The organism is Streptomyces sp. Ac-502, from assembly GCF_045222935.1.
GTDB lineage: Bacteria > Actinomycetota > Actinomycetes > Streptomycetales > Streptomycetaceae > Streptomyces > Streptomyces monomycini.
Map to the genome: position 1 here is coordinate 28151 of NZ_JBHFFO010000005.1, position 22054 is coordinate 50204.

The following is a 22054-nucleotide window of genomic DNA, read 5'->3' on the forward strand; positions in this document are numbered from 1 at the left end:
CTTTGTTATGGATCCGGTGGAAGCAGCGAGCAAGCCTGGTGCCGGGGATCGCTAGGCGGAGGAGGGGGACGGAGCCATGGCGGCCGGCGACACCGCTGGGTACCGCCCGTGGCCGAAGGCCTAAGGGTGAGAGGCGCGGTGCCAAGTCCCGCGAGCCCGGTGTGATCCATTCGCAAGGCCTCGGCTTTCGGCGGTGGCGGTGAGCACGGCGCGGGCGCGCTCGTAGGACAGGGAGTCGAGGCCCATTGCGAGGGCCTGGCCGACGGCGGGGTCATGACCGGTCAGTTGTGTTCCGAGTCGGTGGCGGATCTTGTCCATGCAGTCGATGCGGGTGCGTGCCGCTTCCTGTGCGGTCCGCGCGGGGCCGAGGCTGGTGAAGGTGTACTTGAACGTGTGGGCCAGCTGTTTGTTCGACGCGAACGTGTCGTGGGCGGCGCGCATGGCGGAGATTGTCCGCCGGAACGTGTCGCCGCGCGGGATGTCAGCCAGGGCCGGTCCTGCGCCAGTGAGGTAGTCGGCGTAGCCGTCGTAGACCGCGTCAGGCGCGAGACCGAGCGCGCCGAGGTGGACGAAGGCAACGGCATTGAGTGATTTGACCCATTCCTGCTGTAGCCCGTCGCGGTCGATCGGACCCGTCTTGCGTATGCCGAAGCGTCGGTGCAGCCGGTGGACGGTGTCCGTCATCTCCCTGAGCTGACTCGGGCTGAGGCGGGAAGCGAGCAGCACGGTCAGCGGGAGTCCGGGCTGCGTCTGCGCCACGGCGTCAACGATTGCGCAGCTGAGCGGGCCACGGAGTTGCGGCCACAGAGTGCCGGCCCTCATGTAGGCGCGGAAGACCTCGTGGTGGACCGTCGGCATGGATTCCATCAGCCTGCCGTTCCCGACATCGAGTAATCCGGCGCTGGCCGCGAGGCGTTGGTCTTGCGGGCAGACAGTGACCAGGCGACGTGTGTCACGACCACGTGGTCATCCGGGAATCGGGGCGCAAGCTCGTGGCGCATCCGGCCTTCGAGTGCGCTCCTTTCGGCGGTGCTGAGGCCCGCTCCGCCACTGGAGCTGGTCCGGATACGGCCTATCCAGTTGTCCAGCGTGTAGCGCTGCTCGAACCGGCGTTCGCGCGTGCGGATCAAGGTGAAGCCGAACCCGGCCGCCACGGGTGCCAGGCGGTCATGGCAGCCCGTCCCTCCGTGGTCCCTCCACCGGGGGTTCATCTCGCGGATCAGCCCCTCGGTGATGTGCGCGGCGGAGCCGGGCAGCGGGAGCCAGTCGTATGTGGTCACCAGAAGGGCCCCGCCGGGCTCGAGGATGCGGCGGCACTCGATGAACGCTCGCCGCCCGTCGAAGAGGTGCCAACTCTGCGAGGCGGTGACGACGTCAGCCGATGCGCGGGCCAGGCCGGTGTTGGCTGCAGAACCGAGCCGGAAGTCGATGTCTGCCCGCTGTCGGCGTGCGGCCTTCCGCGCCTGTTCCAGCATCTGCGGCGAGTGGTCGAGACCGGTCACCCGGTATCCGTGCTCGGCGAGCACGAAGGCCATGGCCCCCGTACCCGTGCCCAGATCCACGGCGGTGCGTCCGCCACCGTTGTCCAGCGAGTGCTGTGAGAGTGCTTCCGTCCGCAGCGCGTTGAATGACGGTCGATACCTGTCGTAGAACGTCGCAACCCGATCGAAGTCGACCAAGGCGACTCACTTCCTCTCGCTACTTCTGCAAAATGTTGAAATCATTTGTCGGGACGCCGGGGGGATGACGGCACATCAGCGGTATGCGGTCAGCAGCGCGCCCGGCGGGCACGTAGGGTGGTCGGCGCAGTTGTCGTGGAGAAGGGCCGCACCTCGGCAGGCATGCAGCAGCACCCGCGCAGGCCGTACAGGGCAAGGCGGTCGCGCGGCTTCAGACGCTCGTCCCGCGAGAGCTGTCGCCGTCAGAGCTGCTGGGCTACATCCAGGTCGCGGCGGAGATCGAACGCCGGGCCGTGGGGGAAACATCGACTGCCGAAGCGGGCGAGGGCCGGGGCCAAGGCGCGGACGTGGTCTCTCTCGGACGAGGGGCGCCGGACTCGGATGGATCAGCTGCGTAGGGAACTGGAGCGCCAGTTGGCAGAGGGCGCGCCGTGAGCCGAGGCAGGGCCAAGCACCGCACGGTCGAGGAATCCGCGGGCCCGTTGGTGATGAGCGGCGAGCAGCCGAGGGCCGAGGTCGTGGCACTGGGCCGGGCCGATGAGCCGCCGGTACGTCGGTGGGCGTGTGAGGTCCCGGACTGTGCCGGACCGCCCCATACGGGCTGACGGACCGAAGCGCTCAAGGTTTCAAGCTGACTCATTGCCCCTTTGACCCTGACCTCGGCGGTGGTCCGTGATGTTGAGCTAGGTCGCCTAGCGCAGTGATCGGAAGCCCAGTGCGGCAACCGGTCACTGCGCTTGCCAACCTTGTTCATAATCGCCGATAACCGCTGTACCGATATTCCCTGAGGCTTGTAAAGTTTCGTACGCGCCACCGAGATGTGCGCGGGACGGTGGCCGGCCACCGAACTCCCTACACGCTTCCTCTCTTCGGCAGGCAATCACTTGGTACCCGCGTCGGTGACGTAGGGAAACTGGGGAAGCCGTCGCCTACGCTCGTATCTTCACGCTGGTGATACACCATCAGCGGCAAGCCTCCGCAAAAGGTGAGTGCGCCCAAGACGTAGCCAATGAGTATCATCGCCCATGTCCGCTTCCATGCACGGAATAATCCCCGACCGGTCGATCAATGCTGGTCTGCAGTGATGCCTTCTCGGTCGCGCTGGCTGGAGTCGCCTCCTGAGTGGCGGCGCACTTCAAGTACTGCCGTGAAGTCGGTAGGCGGAGACCTGAGCCTGCGGATACGCACGCAATCTCCAATCGAGTCGAAATGGCTGAAAAGATATTAAGGCGGCACCTGGCCGGGCAACAAGCTCCTTCGCCTTCTTGCCGTCGACCGCATTGGGCGAAGTGGAACTTCAGGACTAAGGTCCCACGGTTGCCTAGAGAGAGTCCCAGGCCCTGTTACCCCACAAGTCTCTATCACTGCAGGATTGCGTTTGCTTAGAGGACTGATTCTGGTTCCCTGTTAGCAGGTGTCTGAGAAGCCCCTTTCGGGGCAGGGCCTTGATAGGTCCTGCGCTTCAGGGAGGCAGGGATGACCGGACGGCGCGTGTATCCGACGAACCTTTCCGATGCCGAGTGGGTGGTGCTCGCACCTCTGGTGCCGCTTCCGAAGCCGGGCGGTCGTCCGCCCAAGCACCCGCGGCGCGAGAACATCAGCGCACCGGCGTACTGGATGCGGGGCCGGCTCCGCCTGGCGGCTGCCGCATGACTTCCCGCCGTATCAGACGGTCTACCACTACTGGCGGCAGTGGCGGCTTGAAGGCCGACGGGAGGAGAAGCCGGCCGTGCTACGGGCACGGGAACGTACCGTCAGGGGCGTGAACCCGCGCCCAGTGCCGGGGTATTGGACAGTCAGAGCGTCAGGGCCACCGAGAGGGGTGGTCGGCACGGATACGACGGGGCCAAGAAGGTGCCAGGCATCAAGCGTCATCTCCTGGTCGCGTGCTCGCGTGCTGCGTCGCCCCGGTGCCGTGACCGGGGCATTCTTACTCGCCCCGCAGGAGTTTCGCGAGTTCCTCGTCGATGCGGTGCTCGGCGGGGCGGACTCGGATGAGCCGTTGCTGTTGCCGATGGAAGCGATTGAGCTGGATGCATCCGCCGTTCTCACGAGGACGACGCCTTCCAGTGCGGGACTCTGCTCGGCGGCTGCGGCGGCCAGCTGACCATGAAGCTGTACCTCGACGGTGCCGGGCAGGGGGAGCCAGCCGCAGCCGGTCACCGTACCTTGCACGAAGACCTCGGCAACAAGTACGCGGGCCCGTACCGCAACGAGCCCGGCGGCCCGGTCTACGACCTGCTGCTTCTCCGGGTTGGCAAGAAGGCCGTCGCGCGGTGACCACACCGACTCTGTACCTGATCGCCTGCGCTGCTCCGCCCGCTTGACGTGCCCATCCACGCTGCCCGGCTGGCGCGGGCGGCAGTGAAAGAGCCGGGCCGTCAGGGCGCACTCCGACACGGGCCGTGGCCGGACGCTGCCGCGAGGCCCGCCAGCTCGCTTATCTGGGATTCGGCCCAGCCGGGTTCCAGAAGCGGTCCTTCTGGCCGCTGTCCGGATTGGGCTCAGCGGCAGAGTGCCGTGATGGCGTCGTCGAAATGGGGGAACTCTCGTGTGGCTTGCTCGATCACGGCAGTTGCGGACGCCCGGTGGCCCGGCGCGAACTGTTCCGCGATGGCTTCCAGCTCGTGATCGGGCTGGGGGACCCAGTCAGGCTTGTACGAGGTAGCAGCCTCCATGGGGCCGCAGCCGTCGGCCAGCAGCCACAGGAAGGCGCCGAGGTCGCGCGCGACGACACCGGTCTCGCCCTCGGAGCCGAGGAAGACCACCGGCTGCTCAGCAAGCTCCCGATCCGGGCGGACCAGCCAGAACGCGGCGTATCCACCGGTGCCGTCCTGGCCGAACATACGGAAGTCATCACCCTGCATCTCGCTGTTGCCGGTCCACGCCTGGAACCAGTCGGCTGTCTCCTCGGCAGACAAGAAGGCCGGAAAGGGATCGAAGTCGACATCGTCCTCGCCGATGCGGTCGAGTCGGATCGCCAGAGCGGCGGCGAGTGCGGCAGGGAACTGGCGATCTTCCTTCGACCTCATGCGAACACATTGTCGATAACGTGGATGCGTGCCGCATCTGACCTGCGCAACGTCTCCTCGCGCTGCTGCGCGCCGAGAAGTAGGGCTGGAATCCCTACCCGCCCAGGTACCAAGTAGGTACCGTGAGGGTATGCCATCCCTGAATGTCACCTTCACCCCGGAAGAACTGGAAGGCGTGCGGGCCGCTGCCGCCGCCGAGGGCAAGTCCCTCAAGACGTACCTGCACGACCTGGGCGTGCGCGAGCAGCAACGGCGCCAGTTCGTCGCCGGCGCGGTCGAGTGGGCCGACCGGCTCCGCGCAGAGTTCGACCAGGCCTTCCCCGACGAGATCGCACCGTCCGAGCGCACGCCGGGAGCCGACGCCGCGTGATCCTGCACATCGACGTCTCCTGGCTCCTGGACGTCCAGGAACACACCACCCCCGAAGACGTGAGCATCGCGGACTACTCGGCCCTCGTGGCCGCCGTCGCCCGGCACAAAACCCGCCTGCCGACCCTGGCCAGCGCCGACCCCGACGCAGCATGGCGCGCCGCCGCGCTGCTGCACACCATCGCCCGCCTCGAACCGCTGCCCTACCGCAACGGGCTGTTCGCGGCGATCGTCGCCGCGCAGTACATGGGCCAGTCGGGCCAGGGCATCGACCCGCCCTACGGCGCCCTGTCCGACCTGGTCCGCGAGGTCCGCGACGGACAGGTCAAGCTGCCCGCGGTCGCGGACCGCCTGCGCTCCTGGCGTATCTGACCAGGCTCTGATCGGGTAAGAAGAAGCCATGGCGACATCACAGTTCAAGATCGGCGATACGGTCGTTACTACGTTCAGCGACCCCGATCTGCCTGAGGGCAGCGTCGGTACGGTCAAGGCCGTGTACGACGACCGGGGAGACGGCACCGTCTCCGTTCGCGCGGAGAGCGCGTAGCGGCAGGAATGATGCGCCGCCGGGGTTCTGGCGGAGCGGCTGATGCAGCGTCTGGCGGCCCAGGGCGGCGGGCTCGTGCGGCCGGCTGGCTGCTCGGCGCGAGCTGCTCCGGCGACGACGTGTGCCTGCTGTCGCCTGCAAGGAGTAGCGTGATCTGGTCACCGTACTGCCGTCTCGAATGAACCCTTCAGGTGGATATGCCGGAGTTCCCGCAAGTAAGTAAAATCCCGTACCCCGCCGGGTAAAACCACTGGTCGTGCCCTGTGGTCCCCGCGCACGCGGGGGTGGACCCAGCGAAATGAGCGCTGTGTCGCCGCGCAGGTCGTGGTCCCCGCGCACGCGGGGGTGGACCCCGAACCCGCGTGCGTAGCGGTGCGTGACGGGGGTGGTCCCCGCGCACGCGGGGGTGGACCCAGTGCGCTCCCCTCGGCAATGGCCCACGGCACGTGGTCCCCGCGCACGCGGGGGTGGACCCGTGGCGCGCGGCCGGGTGCCGGAGCTGCTGGAGTGGTCCCCGCGCACGCGGGGGTGGACCCGTGTCGTGCTTGAGCTGCTGGAACAGGTGACGGTGGTCCCCGCGCACGCGGGGGTGGACCCAGGCGGCGGGCGCAGTGAGACGCTGCCTGTCAGTGGTCCCCGCGCACGCGGGGGTGGACCCCCGACCTACCCCTCACGCTGCACCGAAGTGCAGTGGTCCCCGCGCACGCGGGGGTGGACCCCCGACCTACCCCTCACGCTGCACCGAAGTGCAGTGGTCCCCGCGCACGCGGGGGTGGACCCCGGGCCGCGGGCGGCCCGCACCGTGGACGTGCGTGGTCCCCGCGCACGCGGGGGTGGACCTTCCTTGGCGCTAGGCCCACCGCTTCTTCTTGGACAAGGTTCGAAGCGGTGGACCTTTTTCGTGATCAAGAGGTGTACGGCGGCGGAAGCCACGCAATCGGGAGTGCGCCCGTATAGCTGCGGCCAGGTGGTGGGGTGGCGGAGTGTGGCCCCCGTCGCCCCTCACCGGATCCGGGTTATCCGGGCAATCCGGCCAGTGCGCGGGTAGTTCGCATCAGATCGGAAAGTGGGGAGTTCTTCTCTCCGCTCGTCAGGGCCTGTGCCCGGGCTCTGGCCGACGGTCGTGGCGCGACCACACAGTTGGACTTGCCGGATTCGGCTTCGCCGTTGATGGCGGTGACGCAGAATTCGTAGTTCCAGACGCCGGGGACCAGGTAGGCGATGCCCCGGCTGGTCTCGTTGGTGACGTACTCGTCGGCCTTGGACGGGCTGCCGTCGTTTACGTTGCGGATCCAGACGCGGTAGCCGGCGGCCTGGCCGGACCCGGCCCAGGACAACTGGGCGGTGGTCGCGTCGGTGGAGGTGACTTTCAGGCCGGTGGGGGCCGGTGGCGTTCCCGCGCCGACGGTGACGGAACGGGCTACGCCCGGCATGCCGCCGCCGGCGGCGTTCCACGTGACTACCGCGACGAGGTAGTGGTGGCCCGGCTTCAGCCCGTCGATGTGCGCCGACCTTCCCCTGACCGCGGTGCTGTTGAGGAAGGCCCCGGGGGTGTCTCTGTCCCAGGTGATGATCTCGTACCGGTCGATCGTGTCGGTGTACGGGCCGGTCGGTGCGCCCCAGGACACGTCCACGCCGGTGGCGGTGGCACGGGTGACGATCCCCGTGGGCGCCGCGGCGGTCTTCGGGTGTGCGGTATCGCTGAGCGTCTCGGACCACCCGGACTTCCCGTCCCCGGCGTTGTCGGTGCGGACCTGGTATTCCCACTCCCAGCCGTCGAGGGTCCAGGTGGTGTCGAAGCGGGCCGCTCTGACCGGCGTCTCGTTCCAGGTGCCGGAGCCCTTGATCCGGTGCCGGACGGTGTATCCGCGGGCGCCGAAGACCGGCTTCCAGTTCAGGGTGATGCCGCTCGGGCCGGAGCCGATCCAGAGCGTGCCCGGCGCGAGCGTCGGCCGGTCGGGGATGCGCGCAGGGATGTTGATCAGTTGGCTGCCGAGGCCGTAGCTGTTGTGCAAGGTGCGCACGAACGCCTGGGCGATCTGGTATTCGCCCAGGGCGTTGGGGTGCAGCCCGTCGTAGCCGGCAAGGCAGCCATCCCGGTCGCAGCTGTAGTTGCCGGCCCAGTCGACCAGGGCCACACGGGACTTGCCGGTGCTCCACGACGGGATCGCGTCCGCGAGCATGTTGTTGTACTTCGTGGTGTTGGCGGGCAGGTCGTCCCGGCCGCCGATGAACGTCCGCTGGGGAACGTTGGCCAGCGCGAAGTCGAGGTCCGGTTTGACGGCGCGGGCCTGGTCGACCAGCGTCCGCATACTGTCCAACGTGCCTTCCGGACCACTGACGAACCAGCCCATATCGTTGAACCCGAGCCCCACCAGCAGCAGGTCGGGCTGGTACTTCGCCACCTGCTCGGCGATCAGCGTCTTGTCCTGCGCCGCCTGCCGGCCCCAGACAGCGAAGTGGTCGGTGTCGAAGTCCGCCGCGACCCCGGCGGCGTACGCGCCCGAGGTGACCGGGGTGCTCTCACCCGCTTGCGGGGCTTCCCCTTGCAACCGCGGCGCGGGCGGGGGTTTCGGGGATTCCTGCGGCCGGGTTCCCTGGTAGGGGCCGACGAAATCGACGTCGATGCGCTCCTTCTTGAACCATTCCCACAGGCGGTAGCGCCAGGTCCAGTCGCCTTCGTAGCCCTGGCTCATCGAATCGCCCACCACCATCACCTTCAGCGGCAGCCCGGTCTGGCCGACACCGCGGGAAAGGCGCTGCAGCAACTCCAAGAGTTTCGGCCCCATGCGTTCGAGGCTGTCGGCCATGAACCCGAGGACATTGCCCACGTGCCCGAGCTTGGCCGCGAAGCCACGCAGACTCTTCTGAGCATTGACGACCACGGAGGTGGCGCCCGTAGAAGCCCATTCCAGCAGTTGCCCGGTGGCGCCACCGCTGACCGCGCCCCACATGGCGACGGCCAACGCCTCTTTCCAGACCTCGGCGTCCCCCAGCGGGCGGCCGTCATAGTAGGCGTTCATCAGCTCACCGACGAGTGCCCCCAGGGCGCCACCCACGGCCCCGCACACCGGAGCCGCAGCCGGTGCTCCCACGTTGAAGGAGAGCAGGCACACCGCCGAGGAGGCGACGGTGACGCCGAACCCCACGCCGGCGGCTATCGACTTCTGCCACCAGTTCGCCGTGGTACCGACCTTGTCCTTGGCAACCACGAACACGATGCTGTTGTCAAGGGTGACCACGCGCCCGTCGAAGTCGGCGTCCTCCGGCCTCGGAGGGCGGATCCCCACACTGTGCTCCGCAGCCCGCTTGCTCAGCGACGCGCCCAGGGTCATGCCCGCACTCTGGTCGTCACGGATGCGGCTGACCGAGCGCCATATGGTGTCGTCCAACCGGTCCTGGTCCTCGCGGGGAACGTGAAAGTCGAGAGCCATGATCAGGTCGTCGTCGCTCTTCCCCAGCGGCTTGAGCATGCCGGAGTCACGGGCGCAGCCCATACGGAGCGACACGGGCGCATCCTGCTCGATGGCGAAGGACGTGGCATGCGCGCCGCACCCCTCATCAGCCGCCGCGGTGCGCCCCTCTGCCATGGCGGGTTCCGCGGAACCGGCCATCAGCAAGGCCATGGACAGGGCGAACGTAATGACGCAATTGCCCCGTAGGCGCCTTTGTCTGCCGGATTTCTTTCTTGTGATTCCTAAGGAGGGCATACTGCCCATCACTCCTCACCGATAAGGGGTTCCACGGCGTGAATTCGCGTGTCCGGAAGCGAGGTTCGCGACAATCGCCGTCCGGAGCACGTAGATCACCAATGCGGCGATCATGACGTAAGCGCAGATGGCGCACAAGGGACGAATAGTCACAGAGGACGGCCTGAAGCGACGACGTGCGGGGCTACCGGCCCGGCAGCAGCGTAAGCGGGGAGGCGTCCGGGACCATGCCCCGGCCCCGGTGCACATGCCGACCAGCCTGCGGTTCCGGAGGGCCTTGTGCTGCTCGATCACTTGCCGGGCGGGGTGGAAGCGGTCGAGCAGCTCGGCGAGGGAGCTGATGTACAGGCAGCCGCAGCAGCCCGGCGCCGGCCCCCGCCGATCCGGCCCCGCAGCCGACCCTGCCCGCGCGCCGGTGGAGCGCCGCATCCCGCCGGACGGCTACCGCCGTGCGATCGAGGCGCACCGCCAGGCCGCCCGGCCGTCCCGGGCGACCCCATTGCGACCGCTGAGACGTTTCGTGATCTGCTGGGCTGATGGTCCGCCGTCCCGGCACACTGGGGGAGCGACGACGACAGGAGGTGCTGTGATGAGCCATCAGCCGCCGCCGGAGCTGTCGCCCGAGGACGGGTCCAGCAGCACCGTGCACGTCACGGCCACGGGCGCCACCGCGGACTACCTGCGCCAGCTGGCATCGGTTACCGGCCAGTCCCCGGAGGCGGTCACCATCCAGTGGGCCGCCGGCCAGGTCGTCGTCCCCGACACGGCACTCGGCGACGACCCGGCCGTGCCCGACTGGCCCGCGGTGTTCGACGGCCCGCCGGATCTGTCCGAACACACCCACGCGTACCTGCGCCGGTGACCGCTCCGCCGGCGTTCGCCGTCGCCGACACCTTGGTCGGGAGTGTCCCACGGTATGACGACACCGTCCTTTACACCGTCGCCGCCGGGCTGGCCGCGCTGCGGGCACGGCGCAGACCCTGTGACCGATCCGATCGGCTGCCGAGGCATCCGTGTCCGTGGGCACACCAGGTGCCTGGCCCACTTGGGCGACACCGACCGCTCTGCCTACCTGGCCGGTCTCGCCCCCGGCGACGATGTCGACCATCGCGGTACCCCTTTCACCTCGGCCCTGCTCTCCTCCCTGCTTGATGCTCTCCGCGACCCCACAACAGGAACCCCTCTCATCGGCACCGCCCGGTTGGGCGGTGCGGCCTTTTCCGGCGCAGCTGAGTTCGACAGAGTGCGCTTCTCCGGTCCGGCCGAGTTCGAGGGGACGCAGTTCTCCGACACCGCTCGGTTCGGCGGGACGCAGTTCCGCGGCTCTGCCGAGTTCAGCAGAGCACAGTTTTCCGGCCCGGCCGAGTTCGACGAGACGCAGTTCTCCGGCAGAGCCTGGTTCAGCAGGGCACGCTTCTTCGGACCTGCGGAGTTCGGACGGGCTCGGTTCTCTGACACGGCCTGGTTCGGTGGGACGCAGTTCTGCGGCTCCGCCGAGTTCAGCAACGTCCGGTTCTCCGACACCGTCACGTTCGGCGAGGCGCGGTTCTCCGGCGCTGCCGTGTTCCGAGAAGCGCAGTTCTTCGGCGCTGCCATGTTCCGGGAGGTGTGGTTCTCCGGCCACACCTGGTTCAGCGGGACACAGTTTTCCGGCAACGCCATGTTCGGCAGAGCGTGGTTCGAGAGCGCTTCGTGGTTCGGGCCTGTGGCCTGCGGTGGCGTGTTGAGTGTCAGCGGTGCGGTGTTCCAGGTGCCGGTGACACTCGAAATTGCGGCGAGTGAGTTGCACTGTGTGCGAACGCGGTGGGAGTCGACGGCGACGGTACGCCTGCGTTACGCCACGGCAGACTTCGGCCATGCTGTACTTTCCGGGCCCACAGCGATCATCAATTACCCCGCGCGTTTCACCCGCAGAGACGACAGAGACCGTGTGGCAATGGATGAGAGCGCACTGACAGGGCCCTCCTCGGCACGGGTGGCATCGATACAGGGGGTGGACGCAGCACACCTCGTCCTGACCGACACCGACTTGGCCGACTGCCTCTTCTCCGGAGCCTTTCACCTGGACCAGCTTCGCCTGGAAGGCCACTGCGGCTTCACCTCGCCCCCCACCGGCCTGCGCCGCCGTGGCATATGGCCCATACGTTGGACGCCCCGACGCACCCTGGCCGAGGAACACCACTGGCGAGCGCAGTCCGTCGGCCAGCCCGCTCCGCCTCCGGGCCGGCCGCCGTCAGCCCGTCACTGGCGGACCGGGCCCCACCACCCCGACCCCGGCCTCACTCCTAATCCGCAGGACGTCGCTGCGCTTTACCGACAGATGCGCAAAGCCTTCGAAGACGGCAAAAACGAGCCGGGAGCCGCCGACTTCTATTACGGCGAGATGGAAATGCGTCGCCACGATCGCCATGGCACTCCGCCTGGTGAACGCGGCCTGCTCTGGGGGTACTGGCTCCTCTCCGGATATGGACTGCGATCTTCCCGCGCCCTGGCCTGGCTGCTGACCGCCATGTCCCTGACCGTAATACTCCTCATGGGTTTCGGGCTGCCCACCAGCACCCCTGACCCCGTCAGTATCGGAACGCTCGATCACAGCAAGATCACTCTTAGGACCAGCAGCCCTGACGCCGCCTTGAGCGGATCCTTCGGCCGGCGCATGACCTGGGAACGCGCCGAGAAGGCCACCCGCGTCGCCGTGAACTCCGTGATCTTCCGCTCATCGGGGCAGAACCTCACCGCTGCTGGTACCTACATCGAAATGGCCTCCCGTTTCTTGGAGCCCACCCTCTTAGCCCTGGCCGCCCTCGCCATCCGAGGACGCATCAAACGGTGATGGGGCGCTGACACAGATGCCCCTAGAATCCGCCCAAGGTGATGGCGCTTCGTCGCGTCGCCGCGGGCGGACGGAAGCGGTCCTTCGCGGCGGTAGGGCACGAAGGACCGCAGGGCCGGGCCGGCAGAACGCAGGCTGCGGTGACCGTCCTTACACCGGCTGGTACTCGACGTGCGTGTGGCCGCAGCCTGCGGCCAGGCGGCGCAGGGCGTCCCGCTCGGCGCGGTCGACGGTCAGCGACCAGCGGAGTTTGGTGCTGACCCAGTCGGCGGCGTACGTACAGCGCGCGTCGGCCAGCGGCGGCAGCCAGGTCGCCGGATCCTGATCGGCCTTGGACCGGTTGGTCTTCGCAGTGACCGCCACCAGCGACCGGTCGGCGCCGAGGTCGTTGGCGTACGCCTCGCGGCGCGCCGCGCTCCACTGCGAAGCCCCGGAGTCCCACGCCTCCGCGAGGGGCACCATGTGGTCGATGTCCAGGCCCTTGGGATTCGTCACGGTCACGCCGTCGTAGTACGAGTACCAGCGGCCGGTGAGGACCGTGCACTTCGGCCCGATCTCCGGGCGCTCCCGGGACTCGGCAATCAGCACCTCGGCGCGGGTCGAGCAGCCGTTGTGGTCGGCGTCCGTCCAGTGCTTGAAGCTGGTGCGCTGGTAGCCGGCTCGGGACTCGGCGGCCAGTGGAAGGGTTTCGACGCCGTCGTGCAGGCTCGCGTACCGGACGGGCACGTCGTTCTCGGCGGCCCGGGCCGACGAGGCCGCGGTCAGGGGCAACAGGGCGAGGACGGCGCCGGCGAGGGCGCGCACAGTCATCTTGATCACAGCAACTGGATACCGGCTCGTCCGTCGGCGTACGACGGGAACGCCCCGCGACAACCCGTGCGGGTGACGGCGCGGCCTGACTGCCTTCCCCAGCGGCGCAGGATTGTGCGGGTGCGGGCGGCTCCCGCGGCCCGGGCGAATGCTGCGGTGCGCCCGCAGGAAGCGGTGCGGCGTGGTGTCAACGGTGGGTAGATTCAGGGCACCTGACGTCGTCTCACCTGGCCTGGGAGCCAAATTGCACCCCCTCCGCCGCGCCGCGGCCTTCGCCTGCCCTGCCCTGCTGCTGTCCGTGGCGGCCTGCTCCGCCGATTCACCCCGTACGGACCCCAAGCCGCCGAAGGCCGCGGCTCCGTCGGCGCCGGGCGGGCTGGCGCTGGCCAAGGCGGTCGACCAGCTGAAGGTCGCCAGTGAGTCGAGGGCTGGGTATGACCGGGACAAGTTCAAGCTGTGGGTCGACGCCGACCGCGACGGCTGCGATGCCCGCGAGGAGGTGCTGCTGTCGGAGGCCGTGAAGAAGCCTCGCCAGGGCGCGGGCTGCAAGCTGACGGGCGGCCAATGGAAGTCGTACTACGACGGCAAGACCGTCAACGACCCGTCGAAGCTGGACATCGACCACGTCGTCCCTCTGGCCGAAGCCTGGGATTCCGGGGCCTCGAAATGGCCGGCCAAGCGCCGCGAGGCCTACGCCAACGACCTGGACGCGCCGCGCGGGCTGGTGGCGGTCAGCTCCGGGCCGAACCGCGCCAAGGGCGACAAGGACCCCGCCGAGTGGCTGCCGCCCGCCAAGGACGCCTACTGCACCTACGCCGCCGACTGGACCTCGACCAAACTCCGCTGGAACCTGACCACCGACACCGCGGAACGGGCGGCGCTACACAAAATCGCCGCCGGCTGCCCGAAGACGACGGTGGCCTTCACCCCGGCTCCGTAGCCGAGCGCTTCCCCGCTTCTCTTCCGTGGCCAAGGTTGTACTGGACCACCGACACCGGTCTGCTGCCGGGCTCGCTGCTCCCAACAGAGTCGCTCACTCACACGGGCCCGGGCTCCACGGCCCGGGCCCGTTCACAGCCCGTCAGCTCCTGCTGTGGCTCGGCGGTGCCTGTTGCCGCGTGAGCCTGCTATCTGTCAGGGGCTCGATGTGCGGACGGTGTTCCCCTCGGTTCCGGAATGGTTGACCGGGATGCCGTCGATGCGGGGTATGTCGGCCTGGATGTGGATGCTGCGGAGGTCGGTGATCCCGGTCTCGGCTCCTCCGGTCAGGGTAAAGGTGAAGGACTCACCCGGTTTGATTTCCTTCTTGGCGGACCATGGCGCGGTCCGGAGTTCGACGAGCAGGCCGCGGTCGTCCGGGCGTGCGCTGACCACCTCGGGCGTGACCGGGTCGCCGGTGACGTTCACCGGGCCGCCGAGCCCTTTGGAAAGGAGGAAGGACAGCCGCCAGCCCGCGGCGATGGTCCTGCCGTTCTCGGGGTTGGACACCGTGACAGCGGCCTCGAAGTATCCGACGTCTTGCCGGCGCATCTCCAGGGCGAAGCCCGGCCTGGTACCGCCGAGGGTTCGCCGGGAAGCAGAAAGCGGGCAGAAGGCCCACCTCATCCTCGGGTCCCCAGGATCGAAGCGCGGGGCAGTCATGAGTACGCCGTCCTCGTCCACTGTCAGGCATCCCGCCTCTTCTTTGCTGAAAATGGCATACGTATCGTCTTCCTGCCGCACCATGGTGAACGGCGTACCAGGGAGATCCACGCGCACGGAGCGTGCGGCGGCCATCTGCATGTACCCCCACTGGGTCTGCAGGCGCCCGAGTTTGTCGAGGATCCAGTAGGCCGACATGGCGTCGAAGTCGCGGGCCAGCCTGATGGACGCACCCCGCCGGTTGGGCTGCGGTATGAGGTAGCGGCCGTCGTGTACGGACTGCAGCAGGTATCCCTGCCCCGCGACCGGGGCCGCCGACGGCCGGTAGGGCATGGCCCCCGTACGGAACCCGAACGCCATCCACTCGATGCTGTTCTTCCCGAAGCCCCACTCGCGGTAATTTCCGCCGCGAATGTCGGACAGGAAGTAGCCGGGAGCGAAGAATTCCAGCCTGTTCGGGGGTTAATGACGTCGAGGGAGGGTTCGCCGATCCATCCGGGAGGCGCCTTCTCTTTGTCGTCCTGGGTGGTTCCGACGCCGAACGCGAGCCCGAGCACACCGAACTCGACGGAGGCAGGCCAGCCGTAACCCCACAGATGCCTGATGCTTCGGTCACCCGATTCGACGGGATGGGCCTTGCCGGCGTCGGTCTTGCCGACCGTGAGGGCCGGCCCGTCGGGCCCGCTGGCCCACGGCTGCCAGCGCGCGCCGTACACACGGCGGCCCGTGTACACGGTGAGGTCCCGGACCGACGTGGCACCTCCAGGATGCGGGCGCACGGCAGCGGGCATGCCCCCGGTGATCCTCCCGAACGGGCCCACGTAGACCACCCAGTCCAGGTTGACGTCGTGCCCCTTCGGATACTTGACGGCATCGAAGTACTCCCAGGCGGTGTGCTGGGCGTACCCGTTCATGACCATGCCGCGTTCGTAGGACATCCGTTCCACGTCGGAGCCGCACTGGCCGTAGCCCCGCTCATACGTCTTCCTGGCCCGCCGCATGTAGGACGAGGCGCTGTCGGGCCCGGCGAGCCCGGCCAGTTTCTCTTTGTACCGGTCCACGGTCGTGGGGTGGAAGCCCCACTGGTGCCCGTACAGCGCCATGTCGCGCAGCAAGAGCAGGTGCAGGTTCACCACCTGCACGAACAGTGGCAGGAGGGGAACCGGGTTCAGCACGTCACCGGGGGCGCCGGTGGGATCGAAACGCGGGACCGCCTTCGCGATCGCCGACTCGGTCGCCAGCCACTTGCTCTGGATAGCAGCGTGGTCCTGGCCGAGCTGGGCGAGATCGCTGTAGTCTCCGGCGATGTCGCGGATGCCCTTCAGGTCCTCGCGCAGCTCCTCGAAGTAGGCCTGATTGATCTCTTCGCGCACGAACTGTTTGATCTTGTCGCGGAGCTGGCTCCAGACATCCGGGGCGGGGAACAGAAGGTCCAGGGCCGCCTTCATGGCCATACCCGCGACCGTTCCTATGCCCGGCACCAGTTTCAGCAGACCGGGGATGACCACTTTCACCCCGTCGATCGCGAGCTGCGAGGCGTCCTTGCGCACCTCCGGGACCACCGGTGCACCAGTCGCACCATTGACACCACTGGTGTCGTGCTCTTCCTCATCCATGGCCACTCCTGTCCATTCGGCTCACACCAAGGGACCGGGCGGACCGCTCCCCGGTGAAAGGCAATCAACAGATCACAGCCAGTTGAAGGGGGATTCAGACAGCGAATACGGAGGGGGAAGGAGGCTGAACAGCCAGCGCCTGCCTGCGGCCGGTATGACAACCCGGTGCTGGGCAGCCTGTATTTCGTGGCGGTGGAGACGCGGGTGGCTGCTCTGTGAAAGCAGTCAGAGACGGCTTGTGAGTGTGCTGCTGAGCTGCGGCGCAAGGCCCGGCTCCGATTGAGGAGAACCACCGGCTGACTGATGAGCACTGTCGTATCAGGGCGATCCGCCGATCCGTCCTGCGACAGCGCAGCGGTGCTTGAGAACTTGGCCTGGCCGCAGGAGTGCCCGGGCCCGTCGTTACCGCTGCCGATCTCGGGTGCGGGGCAGGGAGCGGGCATGGATCCTCGGACTGCCTTGTGGCGCCGGGATTCTGTGGTTGAAGCCCGGGCAGATCTACGCTCCGAGCACCGCGCCCACTTCCACGACGGTGGCCTACGCATTGGCTCCGTAGCCACAGCCGCCTGCCGGGTACGTACTCCACCCCACGTTGGCGGCTCCCGGCCATGTGTACCAGGCGGGCCTGGCCGCCCGATAAGACCGTGGGCGGTGCGGCAGCCGGACGCGGTGGTGCGCCGCAGCCCCTCGGCTGCGGCGCACCTGGAGTCCGGGCCGCTGAGGCGGCCCCACCGGTCAGTGGCGGCCCCAGCGCTTGATGTCGACGAGGTGGCGGTGGTCGTTGCGCAGGGTGGCGGTGTCGCGTCGGTTGTCCCAGACGTAGTCGCGGCGGTCCTGGTAGACGTCGCGCCAGGTGTCACGCCCGTGACCGGTGTGCACGCGCACCTCCTGTCGGCCGCCCAGGCGCAGGCTGTTGAAGCGGTAGGTCTTGTGGGTGCGCTCGCTGGTCAGCGTCCAGCCCTTGAGGTTGACCGGGCGGAGGCCGGTGTTCTTGACGGTGACCCACTCGCCGTTCAGGGACCGGTTGGAGCCGTCGTCGCGGCCGGGGCTGTCGGCCTGCACCGCACCGATGACGACGGGGGAGCGGTGCGAGGCCGGCAGGGTGTGCGCGCCGGTGGCGGCGGCAGGCAGGGCCGCGGCGGTGGCCAGGGCGGCCGAACCGAGCGCGACGGCCGCAAGACGGACAGAACGGGACATGGCAAGCCTCCAGCGGGACAGCCCCGCCTGGGGCGGGGCCGGTAGGACGAGATGCCCGGAGTGCCGGGCGGACCTCACTGTCCGCCCATCCGGCGGGCAATGGTTGAAGATGCGACGGCCCATTACAGAACCCGGACATTTGCACAACCTCCCCGCGCCCGAAGCGCACGCCCCCGCGCCCGTCTTCCGACCAAGCGCCCCCACCACTCCGCACCGTGCACACCGCTGACCTGCGTACGTGGTGGACCTCGACCACCTGGGGCCCCATCCCGCACGGGCGTGCCCATACACCGGCGGCCACCGTGGAGCAAGGAACCGTCCAGCTGAAAGGAACGCGCGCTCCTCGACCCCGCAACGGACGCGCCTGCCCACTTCACCCCCCCGGCGAGTGGTGGAGGCCCTGGTCTCCGCCCTTGACCCGGCTGCTGAAGGGGGTTCGGCCACGGATCCGACCTGCGCTACAGGGGGCCCCACCACAGCGACACAGGAGAGCGACGTCCGTGAGCTCATCAGGCGGAACGTCGAGGCCGCGCTCCAGGCCCCTGCTCTGTGCGAGACGATCGTGGACCAGATCATGGAGCAGCTCGCAGGACTTCCGGATTGGAAGCAGGCGGCTGCTCTGAGGCAAGCTCTGGGGCATGAGCGAGGAGAACCTGCGTGAGATCCTGGCCGGCGTGGAGCAGTCGGTCCGTGACTTCACCGATGCCGAAGCTGCCCTCGCACAGGCCGAGCAGCGGGTCGGCCAGACGCGGCACAAGGTGTTCGCGCAGGTCGAGCGCCTGCGTGCTGAGGTGGAGGCCGTCCACTCCCCGGAACTGATCGGGGTACTCAGGCACCTGTACTGGCAGCAGCCCGGAATCCATGGCCGCCCGCTGGCCGAGGCCGCCGGCCTCACCCTCAACGACATGCTCGCGGCGATCGGCCCGTCGCCGTCAGGCATCCTCTGTGCCGACTGCGGGACGGAGCTGCTGCGGACGAGCCGCTCATGGAGCCCGCCAGCCCGGCCCGGACCACCCGTGTGCCCGGACTGCGCAGCGCAGGAACAGCACGATCAGTCGCGGCAGTGGCAGGTGGAACGCCTGCGGGACCGGATCGTCAGCGAGGCCGCCGTACAGGCACCGGCCCGCGACTGGCGCGCGGCGACCGAGCTGGTACTGGCCTACCCGCCACTGTCCCAGCGCATCGAGCGGGGCAGCTTGATAGACCAGCAGGAAGGGATCTGGCGCGGCTGGGAAAACGCCCGGGCGATCCGCGACCGGCTGATCCGTGCAGCTGTCAGCGACGACGATGCCGTCGCGGTTCGCGCAGGAGAAGCCCAACTGCTGGTGGCCACCGCCTTTTGAAGGTCGCCGACTGGGACACAGCCCGCACACGCGACATCATCGCCCCGATCACCCAGGAACCGGCGCTCGCCCTGCTGACCCGCCTGAACCGCACGGTCCGCGACACCGCCCAGGCCGCCCGGCAACGAGCAGCCACCACGTACCCAGAGGATTACGCGCCAAGCGCGGACGAGGTGAGCGACCTGTGGACCACCGGTGCGGAGGTCCGCACTTCGTAAGCAGCCAGTGCTCGGCAGTCAGCCGGCGCGGCGGCCGCCGGTTGTCTTCTTCTTCGCCGCGGTCTTCTTCGCCGGTGCCTTGGCAGCGGTCTTCTTGCCGCCCGTTTCCTTCGGCGTGCGAGCGCCCTTGCGGGCGGGGGAGCGCTTGGTGGTTCCGGTGACCTTGTCCTCGATGGCCCGCAGCGGCGTCACCGAGGCCTGCGTACCGTCGGCGTCTTCGCCGCGGGCGCTCCTGGCAGCGCGGACGCTGTCCTCCAGGGCGGCCATCAGGCCCAGGACCTGTCCGCGGGGCTGGGGAGCCTTGCCGGGGGCTTCGACTTCGCGGTTCTCCAGCTTGGCCGCCACGATCTCCTCGACCTGCTCGCGGTAGTGGTCGCGCAGGTCCTCCTCGTCCAGCGGGCCGTAGCTGGCCATCAGCTCCTCGGCCGCGGCGAGCTCGTCCTCGCTGATGTCCACCGGCCGGTCGGGGACCACGCCGGCGGGGGTGCGGACCTGGTCGGGCCAGCGCAGCGCGTGCAGCACCAGCACGTCCCCCATCGGCCGCACGAGCGCCAGGGTCTCCTTGCTGCGCAGGGCGATCTTGCCGATGGCGACCGAGCCGTGGTCCTCCATGGCGTCACGCAACAGGACGTACGGCTTGTTGGCGGCCGGGCCGGTGGGTGCGACGTAGTAGCCGCGTTCGATCTGCAGCGGGTCGACGTCTCCGGCCGGTACGAAGGCCAGGATGGTGAGGGTTTTGGCGGTCGGCAGCGGCAGCTGGGCCAGGTCGTCGTCGGTGAGCGGGACGATGCGCTCGCCGGTCTCGTAGCCGCGGCCGATCTCCTCGGCCGGCACCTCGGCGTCATCCTCCAGGGAGCACACGGGCTGGTTGCGTACGCGTCCGCCGTCGGCCTTGTGCACGCGGACGAAGGAGACGGCCGGTCCGCTGTCGGTGGCGGCGTGCAGGGAGATCGGCACGGTGACCAACCCGAAGCTCAAGGCTCCCTGCCAGAGCGCGTGCGGCATAGCTGACCTGCCCTTTCCCGGGGCTTTCAGCGTAGAACGGCGGCTTGCCTGGAGCATCTGCGAGCAGGAGAGCACCCGCTTGTCGATGCGTAGGCGTGCGGGCAGCGTCCCGGCTGCCGGAGAACCCTCGGTGAAACCGTGTCCGCCGCCTGTGAGGGTCGTTGAAGCTGACACCACGTGGCTGTGAAGACCAGGCGCGGGCGTGGAGCCGGCTGCGGAACCGGAGATGCGGTGGTGACCGCCTGGGTGTGTTCGGCACCTGGTTCTGGCGGTATTTGATCGTACTGGTGGGTCGTGTGCGGGGTTTTCCGCCGTGGCCAGATACACCCTGGAAATAACGCACGGTAGCGGTGGCGGTCCGGCCTGTCACCGGCGTAGCGTCCTGTCGCGTCACGAAACCCCCGGGCGGCGGCCAAACCAGCCCCGGGGGCCTCGTTCATCATTCTGTGAAGATCAAGGAGCTCTGGATCCGTGCACCCTGACCCTTGTGCGCACCGGCCCGGTACGAGCCGGCCCGACAGGCGTGAAGCTAGCATGCCGCAGCCCGGCTGCCGCGAAACGTATGCCTGGGAAGTCACCGTTACCACGACGGCCCTCGTCGGCACGCTGGTCGCGTTCCTGATGCTGACCGGCGCGGCACCGACGTCACTGCCCCTGCTGTGGGCCCTTACCGCTGCGGCGGCGGACCAAGGCGGTATTCGCCTGCGCTACCTGCGCATTCGCGTGCTCTGACGCCGCCTGCCGTTCGCCACCGGTGCCGGGCCCGCCTGCGGGCCCGGCACGCCACCGGTCGTCTCGTGTGACCGGTGGCGGCACCCATCCGTGATCTTCACGGGGAGAAATACGGCCCCGTGGCGCGCGAAGTGCCCGCCCGGATGCGGAAAATCCCCGCCTCACGCCCCCGGAAAGGGGTACCCATGACGTCAACCGGTCGCCGCACCTGCGCCTGCTGCCACAAGCCCCTCACCTACGGCGGCCGCGGCCGCCCCCCGCAGTACTGCTCCCGTTCCTGCCAGCGCCGGCGCCGCCCGCCCGCACAGGCCGTACAGACCGGCCCGCGGCGCGTGGAAGCCCTCGAAGCCGTCCACCGTGCCGCCGGCAGCCTGCTCGATGCCGAATACGGCGGCCACCCGGACCTGGTCCGCAGCCTCGAAGTCCTGCTGACCGTGCGCCAGCACCTGGAGTTGCTCGACTCGCTGACGGTGCAGCAGCTGCGCGCCGACGGCACCCGGTGGGAGACGGTCGCCGAAGCCGCCGGCATCAGCGAGTCCACCGCCCGCCGCAAGTGGGGACGGGCCGCCGCCCGCCCCAAGAACACCTCGGCCCCACCACCGGCTCCCGCAGCCCGCGCCACCATGACGGCCACCGCGGCCCTGCCGCACCAGCGCGGCGCCCCCATCTCCCCGCCGGGCCCTCCGCCCAGCGCGGCCGACGACAACGGGCCCCCGCACCCCGCTCCGGGCCTGACCAGCCTTCAGCAGTTCGCCAGCGCCCTGTCCCATCTGCAGCGCAGCAGCGGCAAGGTCGTCCGCGACATCGCCACGGACGCCGGTGTCTCCGCCTCCTACGTCTCCCGCGTCATCTCCGGGGAACGCCTGCCTTCCTGGAGCGTGGCCCGCCGCATCATCGTGGCCTGCGACGGCGACCCCACCGCCGTACGCACCCTGTGGTGTGCCGCCCGCGGCATCGCCCCCTCGGCCAAGGTCACCTCCGAGGACGCCGTCGGGGCCCTGCACGCGGCCCTGCGCGGCCTGTACCTGTCCGCCGGCCGGCCCGACCCCTACCTCGTGCACACCCAGTGCCACGGCGCGCTGAGCGAAGAGCAGATCACGGACGTCTTCGATGGCCGGTACCTGCCGGACTGGCCCGTCCTCGGCCGCCTCGTCCTCGCCCTGGAGGGCCGGCCCGACGCCCTTCACCCCCTGTGGAACGCCGCCCACCCCTCACCGCCTTCGCCCGCGCCCGCCGGAGGCAACCGCCTCGCGGGCCTGCCCGCCAGCGCTTTCGGATAACCACCCACCCCACCCCACCGCTCGCTCGTCACCCGGGGGAGA

The 22054-nt window shown here is 68.9% G+C and carries 21 protein-coding genes, 2 pseudogenes and 1 CRISPR repeat array; of the genes and pseudogenes, 13 read left to right on the plus strand and 10 right to left on the minus strand.

Features of this window, described 5'->3' with window-relative positions:
• Positions 1-120 precede the first annotated feature (120 nt).
• Both ACEXOX_RS45755 and ACEXOX_RS45760 read right to left on the minus strand, forming a co-directional pair.
• Entirely contained in the window at positions 121-759 is a 639-nt protein-coding gene (locus ACEXOX_RS45755) for a hypothetical protein (RefSeq protein ID WP_406526996.1), read from the minus strand.
• Positions 760-866: 107 nt separating this feature from the next.
• Complete coding sequence (locus ACEXOX_RS45760; protein ID WP_406527025.1) at positions 867-1679, minus strand: class I SAM-dependent methyltransferase; 813 nt, start codon at positions 1677-1679, stop codon at positions 867-869.
• Between the two features lie 1476 nt (positions 1680-3155).
• Here ACEXOX_RS45760 and ACEXOX_RS45765 point away from each other — a divergent pair.
• The 3 genes and pseudogenes from ACEXOX_RS45765 to ACEXOX_RS45775 all read left to right on the plus strand — a co-directional run bounded on the left by ACEXOX_RS45765 (position 3156) and on the right by ACEXOX_RS45775 (position 3786).
• Positions 3156-3332 (plus strand): transposase, encoded by a 177-nt coding sequence (locus tag ACEXOX_RS45765; RefSeq protein ID WP_406526998.1) that lies wholly within the window; start codon positions 3156-3158, stop codon positions 3330-3332.
• 129 nt (positions 3333-3461) lie between these two features.
• Positions 3462-3677 (plus strand): annotated as a pseudogene (locus tag ACEXOX_RS45770) (hypothetical protein); the annotation flags it as partial.
• Positions 3574-3786: a hypothetical protein gene (locus tag ACEXOX_RS45775; protein WP_406526999.1), complete on the plus strand. Its 213-nt coding sequence runs from the start codon at positions 3574-3576 to the stop codon at positions 3784-3786. The pseudogene ACEXOX_RS45770 and the gene ACEXOX_RS45775, both read left to right, overlap by 104 nt.
• Positions 3787-4183: 397 nt before the next feature.
• On the opposite strand, the gene ACEXOX_RS45780 is transcribed toward ACEXOX_RS45775, so the two are convergent.
• The gene (locus tag ACEXOX_RS45780) at positions 4184-4711 is read right to left on the minus strand and encodes an SMI1/KNR4 family protein (RefSeq protein ID WP_406527000.1); all 528 of its coding nucleotides are present in this window, start codon (positions 4709-4711) and stop codon (positions 4184-4186) included.
• 130 nt (positions 4712-4841) lie between these two features.
• Here ACEXOX_RS45780 and ACEXOX_RS45785 point away from each other — a divergent pair, with 130 nt between their 5' ends.
• The 3 genes from ACEXOX_RS45785 to ACEXOX_RS45795 are packed head-to-tail and all read left to right on the plus strand — an operon-like array spanning position 4842 to position 5627.
• Positions 4842-5081: a hypothetical protein gene (locus tag ACEXOX_RS45785; RefSeq protein WP_406527001.1), complete on the plus strand. Its 240-nt coding sequence runs from the start codon at positions 4842-4844 to the stop codon at positions 5079-5081.
• The gene (locus tag ACEXOX_RS45790) at positions 5078-5452 is read left to right on the plus strand and encodes a toxin Doc (protein WP_406527002.1); all 375 of its coding nucleotides are present in this window, start codon (positions 5078-5080) and stop codon (positions 5450-5452) included. The genes ACEXOX_RS45785 and ACEXOX_RS45790 overlap by 4 nt, the downstream gene beginning before the upstream one ends.
• Positions 5453-5480: 28 nt before the next feature.
• The gene (locus ACEXOX_RS45795) at positions 5481-5627 is read left to right on the plus strand and encodes a hypothetical protein (RefSeq protein ID WP_406527003.1); all 147 of its coding nucleotides are present in this window, start codon (positions 5481-5483) and stop codon (positions 5625-5627) included.
• A 263-nt stretch (positions 5628-5890) separates the two neighbouring features.
• Positions 5891-6468: direct repeats of the CRISPR family, unit length 29 nt; unit sequence GTGGTCCCCGCGCACGCGGGGGTGGACCC.
• A 175-nt stretch (positions 6469-6643) separates the two neighbouring features.
• Here the strand turns inward: ACEXOX_RS45795 and ACEXOX_RS45800 are convergent.
• Both ACEXOX_RS45800 and ACEXOX_RS45805 read right to left on the minus strand, forming a co-directional pair.
• On the minus strand, positions 6644-9217 hold the full coding sequence (locus ACEXOX_RS45800) for a fibronectin type III domain-containing protein (protein ID WP_406527004.1): 2574 nt from the start codon (positions 9215-9217) through the stop codon (positions 6644-6646).
• Positions 9218-9568: 351 nt separating this feature from the next.
• A pseudogene (locus ACEXOX_RS45805) lies at positions 9569-9691 on the minus strand (TetR family transcriptional regulator); the annotation flags it as partial.
• Between the two features lie 235 nt (positions 9692-9926).
• Between ACEXOX_RS45805 and ACEXOX_RS45810 the strand changes: the two are divergent.
• On the plus strand, positions 9927-10199 hold the full coding sequence (locus ACEXOX_RS45810; protein ID WP_406527005.1) for a hypothetical protein: 273 nt from the start codon (positions 9927-9929) through the stop codon (positions 10197-10199).
• Between the two features lie 183 nt (positions 10200-10382).
• Complete coding sequence (locus ACEXOX_RS45815; protein ID WP_406527006.1) at positions 10383-12170, plus strand: pentapeptide repeat-containing protein; 1788 nt, start codon at positions 10383-10385, stop codon at positions 12168-12170.
• A gap of 150 nt (positions 12171-12320) precedes the next feature.
• Here ACEXOX_RS45815 and ACEXOX_RS45820 read toward each other — a convergent pair whose 3' ends face one another.
• Positions 12321-12989, minus strand: a complete 669-nt coding sequence (locus ACEXOX_RS45820) for an HNH endonuclease family protein (RefSeq protein WP_406527007.1) — start codon at positions 12987-12989, stop codon at positions 12321-12323.
• Between the two features lie 235 nt (positions 12990-13224).
• On the opposite strand from ACEXOX_RS45820, the gene ACEXOX_RS45825 reads away from it, so the two are divergent.
• Positions 13225-13920, plus strand: a complete 696-nt coding sequence (locus ACEXOX_RS45825) for an HNH endonuclease family protein (RefSeq protein ID WP_406527008.1) — start codon at positions 13225-13227, stop codon at positions 13918-13920.
• A 194-nt stretch (positions 13921-14114) separates the two neighbouring features.
• On the opposite strand, the gene ACEXOX_RS45830 is transcribed toward ACEXOX_RS45825, so the two are convergent.
• The 3 genes from ACEXOX_RS45830 to ACEXOX_RS45840 form a co-directional block, all read right to left on the minus strand.
• Entirely contained in the window at positions 14115-14510 is a 396-nt protein-coding gene (locus tag ACEXOX_RS45830; protein WP_406527026.1) for a hypothetical protein, read from the minus strand.
• Between the two features lie 134 nt (positions 14511-14644).
• Positions 14645-16237 carry an insecticidal delta-endotoxin Cry8Ea1 family protein gene (locus ACEXOX_RS45835; RefSeq protein WP_406527027.1) on the minus strand — a complete coding sequence of 531 codons (1593 nt, stop codon included), beginning with the start codon at positions 16235-16237 and terminating at the stop codon, positions 14645-14647.
• Between the two features lie 735 nt (positions 16238-16972).
• Complete coding sequence (locus ACEXOX_RS45840) at positions 16973-17434, minus strand: lamin tail domain-containing protein (protein ID WP_406527010.1); 462 nt, start codon at positions 17432-17434, stop codon at positions 16973-16975.
• Positions 17435-18072: 638 nt separating this feature from the next.
• Here ACEXOX_RS45840 and ACEXOX_RS45845 point away from each other — a divergent pair.
• Positions 18073-18777 (plus strand): hypothetical protein, encoded by a 705-nt coding sequence (locus ACEXOX_RS45845; RefSeq protein WP_406527011.1) that lies wholly within the window; start codon positions 18073-18075, stop codon positions 18775-18777.
• Entirely contained in the window at positions 18774-18995 is a 222-nt protein-coding gene (locus tag ACEXOX_RS45850; protein ID WP_406527012.1) for a hypothetical protein, read from the plus strand. The genes ACEXOX_RS45845 and ACEXOX_RS45850 overlap by 4 nt, the downstream gene beginning before the upstream one ends.
• Positions 18996-19013: 18 nt before the next feature.
• Here ACEXOX_RS45850 and ACEXOX_RS45855 read toward each other — a convergent pair whose 3' ends face one another.
• Positions 19014-20057 (minus strand): Ku protein, encoded by a 1044-nt coding sequence (locus ACEXOX_RS45855; protein WP_406527022.1) that lies wholly within the window; start codon positions 20055-20057, stop codon positions 19014-19016.
• Positions 20058-20534: 477 nt separating this feature from the next.
• On the opposite strand from ACEXOX_RS45855, the gene ACEXOX_RS45860 reads away from it, so the two are divergent.
• Complete coding sequence (locus tag ACEXOX_RS45860) at positions 20535-20732, plus strand: hypothetical protein (protein ID WP_406527013.1); 198 nt, start codon at positions 20535-20537, stop codon at positions 20730-20732.
• Positions 20733-20917: 185 nt separating this feature from the next.
• On the plus strand, positions 20918-22012 hold the full coding sequence (locus ACEXOX_RS45865) for a helix-turn-helix domain-containing protein (protein WP_406527014.1): 1095 nt from the start codon (positions 20918-20920) through the stop codon (positions 22010-22012).
• Positions 22013-22054 lie beyond the last annotated feature (42 nt).

Coding starts and splice junctions, on each gene's coding strand:
- ACEXOX_RS45765 (WP_406526998.1), top strand. CDS start 3,156: ATGACCGGACGGCGCGTGTATCCGACGAACCTTTCCGATGCCGAGTGG.
- ACEXOX_RS45780 (WP_406527000.1), bottom strand. CDS start 4,711: ATGAGGTCGAAGGAAGATCGCCAGTTCCCTGCCGCACTCGCCGCCGCT.
- ACEXOX_RS45785 (WP_406527001.1), top strand. CDS start 4,842: ATGCCATCCCTGAATGTCACCTTCACCCCGGAAGAACTGGAAGGCGTG.
- ACEXOX_RS45795 (WP_406527003.1), top strand. CDS start 5,481: ATGGCGACATCACAGTTCAAGATCGGCGATACGGTCGTTACTACGTTC.
- ACEXOX_RS45800 (WP_406527004.1), bottom strand. CDS start 9,217: ATGGCAGAGGGGCGCACCGCGGCGGCTGATGAGGGGTGCGGCGCGCAT.
- ACEXOX_RS45810 (WP_406527005.1), top strand. CDS start 9,927: ATGAGCCATCAGCCGCCGCCGGAGCTGTCGCCCGAGGACGGGTCCAGC.
- ACEXOX_RS45830 (WP_406527026.1), bottom strand. CDS start 14,510: ATGCGCCGGCAAGACGTCGGATACTTCGAGGCCGCTGTCACGGTGTCC.
- ACEXOX_RS45835 (WP_406527027.1), bottom strand. CDS start 16,237: ATGGATGAGGAAGAGCACGACACCAGTGGTGTCAATGGTGCGACTGGT.
- ACEXOX_RS45840 (WP_406527010.1), bottom strand. CDS start 17,434: ATGTCCCGTTCTGTCCGTCTTGCGGCCGTCGCGCTCGGTTCGGCCGCC.
- ACEXOX_RS45845 (WP_406527011.1), top strand. CDS start 18,073: ATGAGCGAGGAGAACCTGCGTGAGATCCTGGCCGGCGTGGAGCAGTCG.
- ACEXOX_RS45855 (WP_406527022.1), bottom strand. CDS start 20,057: ATGCTCCAGGCAAGCCGCCGTTCTACGCTGAAAGCCCCGGGAAAGGGC.
- ACEXOX_RS45860 (WP_406527013.1), top strand. CDS start 20,535: ATGCCGCAGCCCGGCTGCCGCGAAACGTATGCCTGGGAAGTCACCGTT.
- ACEXOX_RS45865 (WP_406527014.1), top strand. CDS start 20,918: ATGACGTCAACCGGTCGCCGCACCTGCGCCTGCTGCCACAAGCCCCTC.